This is a genomic window from Rivularia sp. UHCC 0363, from assembly GCF_034931125.1.
Lineage (GTDB): Bacteria > Cyanobacteriota > Cyanobacteriia > Cyanobacteriales > Nostocaceae > Rivularia.
In genome coordinates, this window is record NZ_JAYGHM010000004.1 from 60,667 (window position 1) to 75,267 (window position 14,601).

Annotated in this window: 12 protein-coding genes; 5 read left to right on the forward strand and 7 right to left on the reverse strand. The window is 37.1% G+C overall.

Going from position 1 to position 14,601, the window contains the following annotated elements:
* Window positions 1-30: 30 nt before the first annotated feature.
* Together VB797_RS03695 and VB797_RS03700 are read right to left on the reverse strand one after the other, a co-directional pair.
* Window positions 31-1,188, reverse strand: a complete 1,158-nt coding sequence (locus VB797_RS03695; protein WP_323236280.1) for a glycosyltransferase family 4 protein — start codon at window positions 1,186-1,188, stop codon at window positions 31-33.
* A gap of 25 nt (window positions 1,189-1,213) precedes the next feature.
* Window positions 1,214-2,737, reverse strand: a complete 1,524-nt coding sequence (locus VB797_RS03700) for a lipopolysaccharide biosynthesis protein (protein ID WP_323236282.1) — start codon at window positions 2,735-2,737, stop codon at window positions 1,214-1,216.
* A gap of 852 nt (window positions 2,738-3,589) precedes the next feature.
* Between VB797_RS03700 and VB797_RS03705 the strand changes: the two genes are divergently transcribed.
* Complete coding sequence (locus tag VB797_RS03705; protein ID WP_323236284.1) at window positions 3,590-3,844, forward strand: hypothetical protein; 255 nt, start codon at window positions 3,590-3,592, stop codon at window positions 3,842-3,844.
* 270 nt (window positions 3,845-4,114) lie between these two features.
* Here VB797_RS03705 and VB797_RS03710 read toward each other — a convergent pair whose 3' ends face one another.
* The 4 genes from VB797_RS03710 to VB797_RS03725 form a co-directional block, all read right to left on the reverse strand.
* Complete coding sequence (locus VB797_RS03710; protein WP_323236285.1) at window positions 4,115-4,276, reverse strand: AAA family ATPase; 162 nt, start codon at window positions 4,274-4,276, stop codon at window positions 4,115-4,117.
* Window positions 4,273-4,506: a hypothetical protein gene (locus VB797_RS03715; protein ID WP_323236286.1), complete on the reverse strand. Its 234-nt coding sequence runs from the start codon at window positions 4,504-4,506 to the stop codon at window positions 4,273-4,275. Before VB797_RS03715 ends, VB797_RS03710 begins: the two co-directional genes overlap by 4 nt.
* Before the next feature lie 65 nt (window positions 4,507-4,571).
* The gene (locus VB797_RS03720; RefSeq protein WP_323236287.1) at window positions 4,572-5,423 is read right to left on the reverse strand and encodes a transposase; all 852 of its coding nucleotides are present in this window, start codon (window positions 5,421-5,423) and stop codon (window positions 4,572-4,574) included.
* Window positions 5,424-5,440: 17 nt separating this feature from the next.
* Window positions 5,441-5,659, reverse strand: a complete 219-nt coding sequence (locus tag VB797_RS03725; protein ID WP_323236288.1) for a toxin-antitoxin system HicB family antitoxin — start codon at window positions 5,657-5,659, stop codon at window positions 5,441-5,443.
* A gap of 545 nt (window positions 5,660-6,204) precedes the next feature.
* On the opposite strand from VB797_RS03725, the gene VB797_RS03730 reads away from it, so the two are divergent.
* The 4 genes from VB797_RS03730 to VB797_RS03745 all read left to right on the forward strand — a co-directional run bounded on the left by VB797_RS03730 (window position 6,205) and on the right by VB797_RS03745 (window position 12,735).
* Window positions 6,205-9,549 (forward strand): ATP-binding protein, encoded by a 3,345-nt coding sequence (locus VB797_RS03730; RefSeq protein WP_323236289.1) that lies wholly within the window; start codon window positions 6,205-6,207, stop codon window positions 9,547-9,549.
* Window positions 9,550-9,757: 208 nt separating this feature from the next.
* Window positions 9,758-10,477 carry a hypothetical protein gene (locus VB797_RS03735; RefSeq protein ID WP_323236290.1) on the forward strand — a complete coding sequence of 240 codons (720 nt, stop codon included), beginning with the start codon at window positions 9,758-9,760 and terminating at the stop codon, window positions 10,475-10,477.
* Window positions 10,478-10,781: 304 nt separating this feature from the next.
* Entirely contained in the window at window positions 10,782-11,261 is a 480-nt protein-coding gene (locus tag VB797_RS03740) for a hypothetical protein (RefSeq protein WP_323236291.1), read from the forward strand.
* Window positions 11,262-11,415: 154 nt separating this feature from the next.
* Window positions 11,416-12,735, forward strand: a complete 1,320-nt coding sequence (locus VB797_RS03745; RefSeq protein ID WP_323236292.1) for a CHAT domain-containing protein — start codon at window positions 11,416-11,418, stop codon at window positions 12,733-12,735.
* Window positions 12,736-12,805: 70 nt separating this feature from the next.
* Here VB797_RS03745 and argJ read toward each other — a convergent pair whose 3' ends face one another.
* Window positions 12,806-14,119, reverse strand: coding sequence for a bifunctional ornithine acetyltransferase/N-acetylglutamate synthase (gene argJ, locus VB797_RS03750; RefSeq protein ID WP_323236293.1), 1,314 nt, complete (start codon window positions 14,117-14,119; stop codon window positions 12,806-12,808).
* Window positions 14,120-14,601: the final 482 nt, after the last annotated feature.

Here is a 14,601-nt window from a genome sequence, read left to right on the forward strand (position 1 = left end):
AGGTGCGCTCCTCATTAATTAAAAATAAGTTTAAATATTTACTTCTAATCGCCCTGTTCTTTTCCAACTATTTTGTGCTAACTGATAGTATACTTCTTCAGTTTGAGAAATCATACGTTCTAAAGTAAATAGTTTCATAAATCTGGCTCTACCTTTTTCTCCCATCTGTTGAGCGATATCCGGATTATCAATTAAAAAGTCTATTTTTTCTGCTAATTTTTTTGGGCTTCTTGGTTCAACTAAAAAACCTGTTTTGCCATCTGCAATAGAATAACGCATACCTCCAACAGCCGTAGCGACAACTGGAACACTCATTGCAGCAGCTTCCACTACAGCGTAACATAAGCCTTCAAAGAGTGAAGACATAGTAAATATATCAACTGCACATAAAAACTCTTCGATATTATTTACAAATCCAGGTAATACAAATTTTTCTGATAAACCTATATTATTGACTTGGGTTTCTAATTGAGTTCTTAAACTTCCTTCTCCGACGAGAACAAAGGTAACGTCATTATGCTTGGAGCAGATAATATTTGCAGCTTTAATTAAATCCGATTGGGCTTTTTGAGCTTCTAATCTTCCAGCACTTGCTATAACTATATTATTTTGAGGAATCTGTAATTTTTCTCGAATATCTCCTCGAATAGTATTTCTTTGATGCTGAGTTTGCGAAAACTTACTAGTATCTAGTCCATAAGGAATTACTTTTGATTTATCATAAGGAATATTATCTAACTTGCTTGCTATTTCTTGATCGTACTCAGAAGTAAAAATAAAGTAATCTGTTAATTTAAATGCGATTTTTTTTGCTAAATCTCCTTTCCAGTTATATTGAGTTTTCAGTTCGGGAGTATGATGCGTGATTAGCACTTTCTTTACACCAGCAACACGTGCTGCAATGACACCTAAAGGGCTGGGGTCATTAATATGTATAATGTCTGGAACAAACTTCCTAATTTCATTGGCAATAGAATAAACGTAAATAATCAAATTGCCTGCGAAATATTTAGAATCAACTGCTAAAAGCTCAACATTATCTAATTTGCTAAAAGCTTGAAGTACTGGAACATCAGGATATAAAATTCCTACCTGAAAATCAGCTTTATTCAATCTTTGAGCTAAAGTATATATGTAATTTTCGGTTGCTCCGTAAACTGGATGAGCTTGAAAATATAAAATTTTCATAATTAGTTTTACGTCAAATAAAAGATTAGTTACTTGCCAAAATTAGATGAACTTTTAACTGATATTTATACCACCGAAACAAGACCCCATAACTTAATGTAATTGCTGTTAATATACAAAAAACTGCTAGTAATTTTCCTGAAAAAATAGTTTGTAGTTGTAAAGCTAGAAAGAATACTGTAAAACACATTAACATAGGAATTAACGTATCTTGTATCAACCAGCGTCGATATTCTTTATGTAAAATGTACCAATGTGTAATTCTCGAAAGCACTAAATAATAAAGTATATTCAAAAAAGTTTTGATCAAGGCTGCTCCAAGTAACTGTAATTCTGGAACTATATATAACATTGCTGGAATTATCAAAACCAGGCTAAAACTATTAAATATTGCTGCTATTTGTGGTTTTCCAATTGCAAGCTGTAGTTGAGATGAAATAGTAGAAATATTATCTAACATAGCCCCAAAGGTTAATATTGCTAAAACACTTGATGCTTGTGCCGCTACATCTGGTGATTGAGTCCATAATTCGAGAATTATCGGTGCAAAGAATATAAATGTAGAAGCTACGGGTATTACAGTTAACGATATGAACAAATTGCTTTTATGAAAGAAATCAATAAACTTTTGTTCGTCTGGTTGAGCAGCTAATATTATCAGTTGTGGTGAAATAGCAACAACAAAAGGTTCAAGTATTATAGAAAGTTTTTGAGCTAAGGTACTGGCTAGCATATAATAGCCAAATTGTTCTAAAGAAACGAATTTAGAAAGCAAGATTTTGTCTATTTGTGATAGCATCATTGATACTATTGTCGTCCAACTAACCCCTACAGCAAACCGCCATGTTTGTTGTAATATTTCAAGCTTAAAGCTTGGTCGATTTTCGGTTTTAGGGACATAGCGCCAAGCAAACACCATAATTAACAAAACTTCTACAATTGCGATGAATGCTTGCCACAGCAAAAATGCTATAATTGTTGGCGAAATCATCACCAAAATTACAACCGCTCCCAATTCCCTGAAAGTTTTTAATATTACCTCCAAAATATTAAGCTGCACCTGTTTTTCTAACGCAATTAACGTTCCTCTGTAGGTTGTAACTGGCCACCTAATAGCTACAGTTAAACCTAAAATTATCACCGCCCATTTAACAGTTTTTAAGTCAAGATTTTCGGCATTAATCCATTGAGTGCTAATTGGTTGTGCAAGTAATACCATCAACAAAAGTATTACCGTACCCGTACACCAGTAAATTATCTCTGTTGTTCTTAATAAGTCTGGTATAGTTAAAACTTTTTCCGGGATAGCCTTACGTAAAGAGACTTCCCGTTTAATAGTTGCACTCAAACCCAAATCGAGCAGCCCAACAAATGAAATTACCGCATAAAATCCCCCTATCAAACCATAAGCTTCTACACCCAAGTAATGCAGGTAAACTGGAACCAGCAAAAAACTCAACAAGTTAGACCAGAAGTTACCAGCATAATTGGCGATCGCATTCAATTTTAGCTGAGACAACGACTTAAGTTTCTGTATTAATGCGGTCATTATGGGAACTGCTAATTAGGGATTAAGTACGTCCGTATCCCTTTTGCTGTTATTCTCAAACAGCGCCAAGCTAACCGATTTTTACAGGTAATGGCAACCGTATACTGATAATGTTTGCTTATATTGTTTGTCAAGTTATGTGCTTTATGCGGTGGCTTAACCATTCAATTGAAGTTTTTGCAATTTCTGAGAGTGAATTACGAAAAATTTCCAGCTAAGCAATTCTAGGTTAATTGAAATTAATCAAGTTATCGAGCAAAAACAAAAAGATGCTATTTTAATACTAACCTCATAACTTAATATTGAAACACCATTATTGAAAGTAAGGAATTATGTAAAAATAAGTTGCAGAACTAGGCACTAGGAAATAAATGTACCCGAAATAATCCTATGGTTGTAAATGACAATAGTATAATTTGTTTGAATTTGACTCATGCGAAGATATTATTCACATAATTATAAATAGGACTTACGCAACTGGCATATTTTGGTCGTAGGGTGCTGTGACACTTCGCTTGATTTCTAACGCAATATAATGGTTTATGTGTCACGCACCGTTCCCTCAGTCTTGTGACAATTACGTAAGTCCTGATAAACTTGAATTAGCAGAAAATTAGAAAGTAAGGATTATTAACGGCGGAGGTGGTAGAAAGCCAAAATTATCACCATCGGAACAAGTGATATTGACACTAACGTACTTGATACATTTTACGACATTATGTCCCCTTCGGGACACGCTTACGCGAACGCTATCGCAATTTAAAAGCTAGTTATAGTAAGACTTTGGTCTGATAATTTGCTATTTTGCCGCATTCGCATCATATTAAAGGTGTTCCCAGTTCATTCAACGCCATGTCAGATTCAAAGTCTTTTGATGAAGCTCTAGACGCACTATATCAATCCGCGAAGGCATCCGCCGATTTTATCAAGGTATCATTAACTTCAGAAGATATTGATTTCAATTCAGCTTACAAAGAACGCTTAAAAGTGGCGCTCTCGGTATTGAAAATTACATGGCTGAATGAAGACGACGAAGAGGAAGAATATGAAGACGATGAAGACGATGAAGACGACGACGAATTATCCTACATAATAAGTAACAATTAGAAGAAGAATATTGAAATTTTAAGCGATGAGCGAAGTTCCTTCGTAGGCGATCTCGTAGCGCGTGCGAAGGACTTAGAGACTTGTTACTGCGTCGCTACCCGATGAAAAGTTCGCCACAAAACGCGACTCATCACTAAGAGGAAAGAATAGTCTAGCCAAACAAGAGTATCGGCTTTTCCCCAAACGATATCGCGTACTGTGCTGTGATTACCGTCAACAATCCAACTATTACCAGGTAAAGATTGTTTAACGCGATCGCGAAAAATATCACTACAGTGTTGCTACCCAATTCGGTTCCCAGTATAGAGAATCTAACTCGAAATGAGGAATCATCAGCGAATGCGAAACTTGATGAGCCAAAGTTGTTTTACCCGTACCGCTGGTACCGATTACACAAATACGTTGCGGTAGAGCAGGGGCTGAAGGTTTCACTCATCCGCTTGGTAAATTTGACGAATTTCTTCTAAAGTATTTTTTGTGCGTATACCTTCCCTAATTGCGGTTAAAACTTCTAAATCTTTTATCTGAGATATTTCTGACATTAAATGTAAACCTTCCGAACCAAATTTAAGTTGTAAACCCAGTTCAATTCCTGAAATTAAACCCTTTATTTCCCCTTGATTCAAATCTTGATACCAAGGTGATTCTTGCAATACAGTCATATCCCACCTCATAATTTGCTGTACTAATCGAGTTGATAATACAAAACAGTTTTTTGAACAAAATTTCAGGTTTCATCCGCTTGATAAATTTGACGAATCTCTTCTAAAGTATTTTTTGTGCGTATACCTTCCCTAATTGCGGTTAAAACTTCTAAATCTTTTATCTGAGATATTTCTGACATTAAATGTAAACCTTCTGAACCAAATTTAAGTTCTAAACCTAATTCAATTCCTGAAAGTAAACCTTTTATTTCTCCTTGGTTCAAAATCTCTTGATACCAGGGTGATTCTTGCAATACAGTCATATCCCACCTCATAATTTGCTGTACTAATTGAGTTGATAATACAAAGCTAGCAAAGAAAGCTAAAAGTGGTTCTAATTCATCTAATTTTTCATCGGCACGCAATAACTGTACCGCTTGCTGCACTACAGCTACTTCGTTTCCACCTTTAAGTATTGGTACAAAAGGAAGCAATGAAGAAAGCGATTGTTGAAAAACTAGTTGTACATCTACTTCCCATAAATTAATTACTCGATAGTCTTGACGTGCCTGCAAACCTAAAACTTGCGATCGATAATTATTAGCAATTTCTACAGTTTGCGGTGGTTGCAAGATATTAATTAATACTGGGTAAACTGGTAAATCATATTTCTCTTCTGCTAATGCTGCATAAGCCCTTATTCTTCTTGGTGAACGATTATCGTAACGTAATTGCAGTTCGTTCAATACTAGAAAATTACCAACTTGTGGATGATGAGCTTTGACAACTACATCACTTTCTCGGCTAATCCATTGAAACTCTGAAGCAAGAATTTCTCGTGCCGAAACTTCCGCCGATTGCGTTACCCACTTTACCCAAGCATCTGGGGATAAACTAATTAAACGTTTGCTGCCGATATCTGCTGTTTTTGGCATATTATTGACATATTTAATTATTCTATTAAATCATCAAGTTTAGCCAGTATTCTCAAACCTTCTTCTGGATTGCCAGTTGCAGCCATTGCTTTAAATCTTGTATTAGCATCAAATTCAGCTAAAGCTAGAGTAGAAAGTTCTTCAATCAGCTTATTGATACTTATACCTTTAGCTTGAGCAAGTTCTTTCAATCTATGATGTTTTTCGTCTGGTAAGCGAATAGTTAAAGTTGCCATGTAAACTAATATAATTCTGCCTTTTGATAGATGCGCGATTTAAATTATTTTTAAAACAATAGGATATTTGTTGATTGTACTAATTTTTGGACTTTAGTACTGCTACCAACTGCATAAGTAAACTCATCTTTTACCTATTTATAAAGTAAGCAAAAGTCAGTGAATAAACTACCTGACTTTTTTATAAAATTGATAATAAGCCCGTGGAAAAAGTAATGTTGTTTCGTTGGTTGAGGACTTCCCGCTGATTTGTCAGACGCATATTGTCGAGGAAAGGAGCGACTTTATGCCTCAATTATTTCTTGGCAGATTACTACTAGGAGATTACGTGCATAAGTTCTTTTCGCTGAAATTTATATATGGGTAGAAGCAAATTGCTCCAAAGTGCATAAGTTCTTTTCGGTCAAACCCATAAATATGTAGAAGGAAACCAATTAAGGTGGAGCGGGAGCTTGTCTCCTTGCGATAGAGCTTAATTCTGACTTCTGTCAATGAGTTAATCCTCGATTTAAACAATACAATAGTACTGTTATAAACATATGATTATGACATCATTACCAGTCACTAATCTTACTGCTATTCCCTTTGAGCATGATATTCAACAACTAACCAAAAATTTCACTGGACGACGTTGGATATTCGACAAAATTGATGAATGGTTAAATAAAGAAAATAAACAAAACAATCGCTTTTTTCTTCTGACTGGGAGACCGGGGACTGGCAAAAGCGCGATCGCCGCTCAATTAACCAAGATTCGCAAAGACATAAAAGCCTACCATTTCTGTAGAGCAGGAGACGTGGAAACCGTTAGACCAAACCGTATATTTCGGTCATTAGCGGCTCAGTTAGGAAAAAGCCTACCACTCTACGGACAAGCTTTGGCGAATACCATTAAGCCAGTCCACCTGCGAGTAGAGGTCAATGTTCAAATTGAATCTATGACCGGAAGTCAGCTTACAGGAGTTTATATTGAAAATCTCGAAGAAAGCGACCCGGATGATGAGCTAGATATTCTCATTCGAGCGCCTTTTGCTGAATTGGAGAAGATGTATGCTGACAAGCCGCAGGAACGACCTAACAAAGCAGTTATTTTGATTGATTCCCTCGATGAAGCTGTGACTACTACAGGGGATACAAACTTGGTTAGGCTGTTGGCGGGATTGTCTAATTCCGATTTACCCCCCTGGGTACGTTTTATCATGACTTCCCGCCCAGAAAACCGAGTAATGCGAGAGTTTAAACCACTTGAGCCTTACAATCTGGATGAAAAGTCTGAGGAAAGTAACACCGATATCTACCAGTATATTAAGGAACGAGTACGAGAAACAAAGCTCCAGGATGTTTTACAAGAAGCTAAGGTCGCAGTTGAAAACCTCAGTGGTCAGATTGTAGAACTCTCAGACGGTATTTTCTTGTACGCGGAGTTGCTCCTAAATGACATCGAAGCACAAAGACAATCCATAAATGATTTATCTGCTTTACCTAAAGACATTGATGACATTTACCACAACTTCCTCAAGCGTTTCACGACAGATGAATGGCAAAACAAGTATCAGCCCATCCTGGGAAGGTTAACGGTAACACAGGAACCATTAACGGAAGAACAGTTGGTAAATTTTACAGGTATCAAACCCGAACAATTGCGGGATTACTTGGGGGTAGTACGCCAGTTCTTAAATGAAGTTAAGGACAAAGAAGGAAAAAAAATTTACGTCATATTTCACCAATCTCTCCGGGATTATTTGCTAGACAAAGAACGTAACAACGATTTTTGGTGTGATGCTCAAACGCAGCATAAGTTAATTATTGATTATTACAAGAAAGATTCTCAATCCTGGGAAGAAGTGGACTTGATAAAAGTCGATAAGTATGGGTTGTTACATCTACCAAAACACCTGGATACTGCTGGACGGGAAGAAGAATTTTATACGCTGTTAACTGGTTCACCGAAATGGATGGAGAGCAAGTTTCAGTTCTTCTCTAGGGATACAGAATATGTAGATGACTTGGAATTAGCGATTAATAAATTCAGCGATCCATTAGAATCAAATCAATTGCTAACACTGATCAAGCTTTACACAGCACGACAAGTAGTACACCAGCGTTCAAGCAATTATGAAGATATCGATCTCAAAACTTTAGTATTGTTAGGACGTGAAACAGAAGCTCTTGCTTATGCTCGTTTACGCAAGAATTTTAATCGCAGGTTTACAGCTTTAATGGCTATTTTTAATGCACTGGAAGAAAAAAGCCAGTACAGTTCTACTGTTTTAGATGTATCAGATGTTCTCAATGAAGCTAAAGAAGTTGCAAAGCTAATTGATAAAGTTTCCCTAGAAGTAAAGACACTCTTAGATTTTGCAACAGCCCTACTGAAAGCTAGCAACTTCACCGAAGCTGAAAAACTTGCAGATGAAATAAAAAACACCTTTGTTAAAATAAAGGTATTACAAAAATTGGCAGTAGCTTTAGCTCAAGCAGGAAATACTCAGAAAACTATTGCTGTCTTTGAAAAAGTCAAAGAACTAATTGACACAATTGAGGAAAACTGGGCTAAAGCAGAAGCACTAAGGGAATTGGCAGCAGCCTTATCAATGGTTGGGTATGCTCAAGAAGCGAATAAATTTTTCTCCAAAGCCAAAAAAGTTAGCGATGCAATAACGGACAATTTGCTTAAGACAGATAAGCTGATTGATTTAGCACTGGCTCTAGTTCAAGCAAAAAAAGTCAATGAAGCAAGTTTAATTTTTAATGAAGCTGAAAAACTCGCGCGCACAATACAGACTTGGGAACAGATAAAGGTGCTGCCAAAGTTGGCAATAGCTCTATCCCAAGTAGGGTTTGTTAAGCAAGCAGAAGAAGTTTTCATTGAAGTTAAAAATATTGTACAAAAAGAACAAAATTGGACCTTAGCAGATGCCTCAACGAACTTGGCAACAGCCCTAGTTCAAGCTCAAGATATCACAGAAGCAACAAAGCTTTTCCGCGAAGCAATAGAAGTAGAAAACGGCTTTGAAAAAGGTGGGGAACTAACAAAACAACTAAGAAAATTTGCACAAGTCTTAGTTCAGGCTGGATTTACAAAGGAAGCAATAGAATTCTTTAGCGATGCAATAGAATCTGCAAACACCATTCAAAACAACTGGCGACGGAAACCAGAGTTGCTGGACTTGGCGGGCGCTTTAGCTCGGGCGAAGTTTGTCGAAGAAGCCCGTGCAGTTTTTGCTGAAGCAGAGGAGCTTGCACTTACCAGTGGTGAGAAAGAGTCGTGGCAAGAAAAAGTACTGATTAAATGGGCAGCCGCTTTAAATTTGGCTAGCTTTACCCAGGAAGCACCTACAATCTGCAATGACTACCTAAAAGTTAACCAAGCAGCACAAGAAATTGAACAATATTGGGAGGAAGTCTCGTCTTACCCTAGGGATGCTATAGAAAAATCACTGATGAAGAATTCGGAGGAGAAAGCAGAATTACAAGAATTACAACAGGAACAATTCATGAGTATAAAAGCAATAAGTTTGAGTCAGGATAAATGCTTTACAAAGGCATTGAGTACTCTTGGACTAAAAGAAAAACCAAGTCAATTTTTAGAAAACTTAGCAAGTTGGACACCAGCTTTTAAGGAATTTGACCAGAAGCTATTACTAAATATTCTTCAAGAGACAACACGCATCTTTGGATGGAATTATCCATATTGGAACGATATCTATGCCAAATTTACTTACAGCAGGCATGACTTTCTTCCTCCTAAAGAAGTCGAACGCCTTGAAGCTTGTATTCAGGAAGCTATTACTATTATTTCCTCCAATATTCCCAAAACCAAACAGTTTAGAAAAAAAATTAATGAATATATTCTTGATATAGTCAGTGCCAAGCTTAATACTGTTTAAGTAGTTGAGCGCAAAAAATTATAAATATGTCATTGGGTTAACGTTCGCCGCAAGTCAAATCTCAGCGTTTCCGCAAGTAAATAGCAATCGCAAAAGTTTTGGCTAATTTAAATTCTGTTACATAGTTAGGTTGATTCATACATATTTACCTACTTATCGAGAATAGACCATTTTTAGAAGATTAACGAAGTAAAAAGGAGTAACAAGAATGAAAAAAAGTACTTACACGCATTTGCCTAGAGTAAATCAAGAGTTTAACAACAATCTAGTTACTAAGAACATGATTTTATCTAAGAGGTTCAATATAAAGTCATTCAAGAATGTTGCAAGTTGTTTATTGTCATCAATCGTGGCAATTTCAATCTTAGGTATAGCTAATAAGAGTGTTGCTCAAAATAGAAATGAAAGGTCGGGATTTATTGCTGTTATGAGACTCAATAAAAATAATGAATTTTTATTTATTCGTCAAGAAGCAACTATAGTAGAAAAAGTTAAAAAACCTAGTCGCAATATTAATAATGAGGAGGTTGAACCAGACCTGTTAGAGAATATTGTTGGTAAACTTCAATACGTCGTTCAAGCTGGCAAAAATAAATTTAAAAAACATTTAGCTCCAACTACAATAGTTCAGCTTTCTGATTGTAAAGAAAACGGTTGGTGTCGTTTAGAAAAAATTATTGAGAATCAAGGTAATAAAGGTCAGGAATGGGAGAATCCTAATTTCCGAGCGCGCCACAGCCATACTTATCCTAATGTTGGTAATGAAGAAACACAGGTACCTCTAGAAGCATGGGTACCTTCTAATAATTTTTGTGACATAGACGGTAATGCTCGACCTTTAATAGATTGTTCGAGACAAACAAGAGATATGGTAGAAGCAAATCCTGAGGTAAAAGGATTTAAAATAATTCGATCTGGAAACCAGTAGAAGCAGGTCTCAGTAGTACAGTAAGGCATAGTGCAGAAATAATATTGAGTTTTAAGTATTGCCTTTGTGCATTATCCCAAAAAGGGTTTAAGTCTTCCACTAAAATCCTTCGCATAGCCTACCGTTCAGCTTTTGCTGTGGCTCAGAGAAGGGATATTAAGGTCTATTAGCGAAGCGTAGCACAACCCCATATCCTTCCAGAACCCGTGAATCCATGCCTACTCTACGGTGAAGCACGGACAAGTTTTTTCTCCATCCTTCTTTCTGATTTCTTCAAATAGCCTAAATTAATTGAGGTGTAAAAATGGTAAAGAACAGAAAATTTGAGTTATTCAAAATTGACAAAATCATGAAGTATTTTTTAGTCAATTCTGCTAGAAAATTTCAGTTGCTTTTAGTCGTATTTATTGCAACATTATCTGGAGGAATTTTTCTAGATAATTTTATGCCAGAGCTATTACCTCCAGTTCAAGCTCTATCTTTAAAAAATAGCGAAAATAGTGTGATAATTCAAGTTGGAGATGGTGTTAAACCAGAAACAAGAATGTTTAGAGGTACTGTAGGACAAAATTTTGTTATTACCTCTGGAAATAATAAAGGTCAAAGCGATGCTTATTACACAATTCTATTGAACGGAGAGAATGTCGCTCAAATAAGCCAAGCTCTAAATTCACGGGGAAAACAATTCCAAGTCAAAGCAGGAGAGAACTTATATACAATTGTCGATGAAAAGAATCAAATAATAGATGAGTTTATTATCAGAGGTATTGAAAATAATAAATGAGTTTATTATCAGAAGTATTTAAATAATTAACCTACTCCCTTCCCGTCCAAGAAATACCGATTGAAATAGGCGCAAATCCTTGAATAATCCTAGAAATTAATAGGTAATCTTACACGGGTAAGGGAGTAATTTAAGACCAAAAAAGGAGCCAATCATGGTAAAAAATCGCCAATACGTAAACTTTAATCTCGAATTACGAGATTATGATGAATCTAATCAAACATTCAAAGTATCTGTTCCCTTCTCAGAAGTTGGTGAAACTCGTGAAGCCGTAACAGTTTCAATTGAAGGAATAGAAAACCAACTTAGCAAACTCGAACGCAAACGTTTATCACCTCAAGAATTAATTGAACTAGGTAAACAGCTAACAATTCGATTGTTTCCACCAGGAGAAATTAGTAACTTATTCCAAAAGGCAGTTGAAAGAGCAGGTTTAGAAGGTGGCGTTCGCCTTCGTTTAGTAATTAAGGATATAAAACTTGCTCAAATACCTTGGGAGTTTTGCTATCTTCCCCAGGAAAATGAAGAAGATAGTTATGACAACTTTCTGGTGTTGAACCCAAAATACTCGATGGTACGATACGAATCAACTACTACCTCTACGAATCCAATTAAGAAAGATAATCAAGAATCATTACGCCTACTTGCAGTGACAGCAAACCCTTGGAACGACCTTGATTTAGATGTTGAGCAAGAAGTTATAGAAAAGGCGTTAGATAAATTTAGTGTGGACGGGGTTACTCTAAATTGGCAACCTTTCATCAAAAATCCAACAGTTGATGAGTTAAATTCTGCACTGGATAAAAAAGCAGACCTTTTCCACTTTGCAGGTCATGGTGGGTTTAAAGAGGAAGACAATTACTCCGATACTGAAGAATTTAAGGGTATGGGAAATCTTGTCTTGCTCAACAAAGAAAAACAGCCAGAATACTTACCGGCAAATCATTTTGCAAAACAATTACAAATGGCTGGTGTAAAAGTTGCTCTTTTAGGAGCATGTGAATCAGGTCGTCGTGATGGAGTCTCTGCTTGGACTGGGATAGCACCAGCTTTAATGAAAGAGGGTATACCAGCAGTAGTAGCAATGCAGTATAAAGTGCGAGATGATGATGCAATTGTCTTCAGTAAACGATTTTACACTGCCCTTGCATCTGGGTTGTCTGTTGACGAAGCAGTATCTCTAGGACGGTTAGAAATGTACCGTCAGTCAAACGAACGATTTGAATGGGGTATACCCGTCCTATATATGCGTTCTGATGATGGAATTATTTTCCCCGAACTAAGCCAAAAAGAATCAAAGACAGCTGATGAGCTACATATTGAAGGTGAAGCACGAGTTAAAGAACTCAAAGATAGTACATTCAGTGTTGTAGCAATTGAGAAAGTAACCAAAGCAAAGCACATTCAAGGTAATTACGAAGGCGATAAGGTAGAAAACAGCGACGTTAAAGTTGTTTACATAAAAGATGCTTAGGGTGTTTTCAAACCCCATGTATAAATTACGTAGCTAGCATGGCGCAGATGCGCCACGCTATGCTATATACCTACGTTGTATACTCGGCATTAATTTTCACGTAATCGTAACTCAAGTCGCATCCCCAAGCTTTACCAACACCTGCACCATTTCCAACATTTACTTGAATAATTACCGGATTATCTACCCTTTGCGTATTTACCTTAGTGCGATCAACAGTTAAATCGTTACTATTATTAGTTGCAACAACATCTTTTGGTAAAGAAGATGCTGCTGCTGTTTCTTTCAAATACGCACTCGCTGCTTTTCGATCAAATTGCAATGGCTGTCCTGTTTCCATTAATAAAAAATCCCCCATCTGAATTCTCAAATCACCTTGCTCAAATGGTATCCCCGCACGTCCCGTAGCAGCTGCAATTCGTCCCCAATTCGGGTCGCGTCCAAAGATTGCAGACTTCACCAACGACGAACCAGCAATGGTTTTAGCAATTTTCAAAGCTGATTTTTCATCCACTGCACCGCTGACTTGCACTTCTATCAAACAAGTAGCACCTTCACCATCACGCGCGATCGCCTTTGCTAAATGTTGACAAACTGCGGTTAACATTGCTTCCAATTTCTCGGCTTCCGCACTCATTTCGGTAATCGCTGGGGTGCGCGATTGTCCGTTAGCTAAAGCAATTAAACTATCGTTGGTACTGGTATCCCCATCAACAGTGATTGCATTAAAACTCTTGTCAGCAGCGCGACTCAGCATTTCTTGCCACAACGCAGGGGAAACCGCAGCATCGCAAGTCACAAAGGCTAACATAGTCGCCATATTCGGATGAATCATTCCCGAACCTTTGCTAATTCCGCCAATTCTTACAGGTCGATCATGTATGGTTGTTTCTAATGCAATGGATTTTGTCACTAAATCTGTAGTAATAATTGCCTTTGCTGCTGCATCAGAACCCGTTTCCGAAAGTGCTTCCACTAACTTAGGAATACCCGTTTTAAAAGCATCCATCTTAATTCTTTGCCCAATTACCCCAGTTGATGCTAACAACACCGACTTTGAAGAAATATTCAGCGCTTGTCCCAAGATCATTGCACACTCAAGAGCATCCAACCAACCTTGATTACCCGTAGAAGCGTTAGCCTGTCCGGCATTACAGAGAATCGCACGAGCGCTTTGCGCTGATAATAATCGCTGACGACAATAATCAACACAAGCCGCTGTTACCTGGGAAATCGTAAACACACCTGCGGCGATCGCCTCTACATCCGAGACTATTAATGCTAAATCACTCGCACCTGAAGGTTTCAGCCCTGCGGCAATTCCAGCTGCTTTATATCCCTTCGGTGCTGTAACACCCCCACTTATTTCCCGCCAGTCACTCATTACTCTTCCCCTGCATTTTCATCACCGCAACGGGGATTATATCAATAATTAGTCAACACGGGCATGGTAACTTATTAGTTATTAATGGGAATGGGGTTCGGGGGAAACAAGGGGAAGAATTAAGGAGTTAGCAGTTATTAATTTAATTACCTTAAACTTTTAACCTAATTCCGTATAAATACTCAAAAAAATAGAGAGCTAATTATTTAGCCCTCCAGATCATCAGGGTGCATCTACTTAACATAGTATATCATTATTTGCCTAGGGGGCTTAACCCCTTATTTAAATTTGGATTAAATTTTGGTAAATACAGCAGTTTGCAAATAAATGAGGTGCATTCCTCTACTCCCTACTCACTTATAACGATATGTCCTGTACCTCACTCAAATGAAATTGGCTGTAAGTTGTTTTTGTTTTACAGTAATATTATCTAGAAATAGAAAAAATATAAAAAAAAAGAGAGCCATTTAGGTAGCTCTCCG

Bases quoted from the DNA above. Each gene is read 5' to 3' on its own strand.
- VB797_RS03700 (WP_323236282.1), bottom strand. From the start codon at position 2,737: ATGACCGCATTAATACAGAAACTTAAGTCGTTGTCTCAGCTAAAATTG.
- VB797_RS03705 (WP_323236284.1), top strand. From the start codon at position 3,590: ATGTCAGATTCAAAGTCTTTTGATGAAGCTCTAGACGCACTATATCAA.
- VB797_RS03725 (WP_323236288.1), bottom strand. From the start codon at position 5,659: ATGGCAACTTTAACTATTCGCTTACCAGACGAAAAACATCATAGATTG.
- VB797_RS03720 (WP_323236287.1), bottom strand. From the start codon at position 5,423: ATGCCAAAAACAGCAGATATCGGCAGCAAACGTTTAATTAGTTTATCC.
- VB797_RS03745 (WP_323236292.1), top strand. From the start codon at position 11,416: ATGGTAAAAAATCGCCAATACGTAAACTTTAATCTCGAATTACGAGAT.
- VB797_RS03740 (WP_323236291.1), top strand. From the start codon at position 10,782: ATGGTAAAGAACAGAAAATTTGAGTTATTCAAAATTGACAAAATCATG.
- VB797_RS03695 (WP_323236280.1), bottom strand. From the start codon at position 1,188: ATGAAAATTTTATATTTTCAAGCTCATCCAGTTTACGGAGCAACCGAA.
- VB797_RS03730 (WP_323236289.1), top strand. From the start codon at position 6,205: ATGACATCATTACCAGTCACTAATCTTACTGCTATTCCCTTTGAGCAT.
- VB797_RS03715 (WP_323236286.1), bottom strand. From the start codon at position 4,506: ATGACTGTATTGCAAGAATCACCTTGGTATCAAGATTTGAATCAAGGG.
- argJ (WP_323236293.1), bottom strand. From the start codon at position 14,119: ATGAGTGACTGGCGGGAAATAAGTGGGGGTGTTACAGCACCGAAGGGA.
- VB797_RS03735 (WP_323236290.1), top strand. From the start codon at position 9,758: ATGAAAAAAAGTACTTACACGCATTTGCCTAGAGTAAATCAAGAGTTT.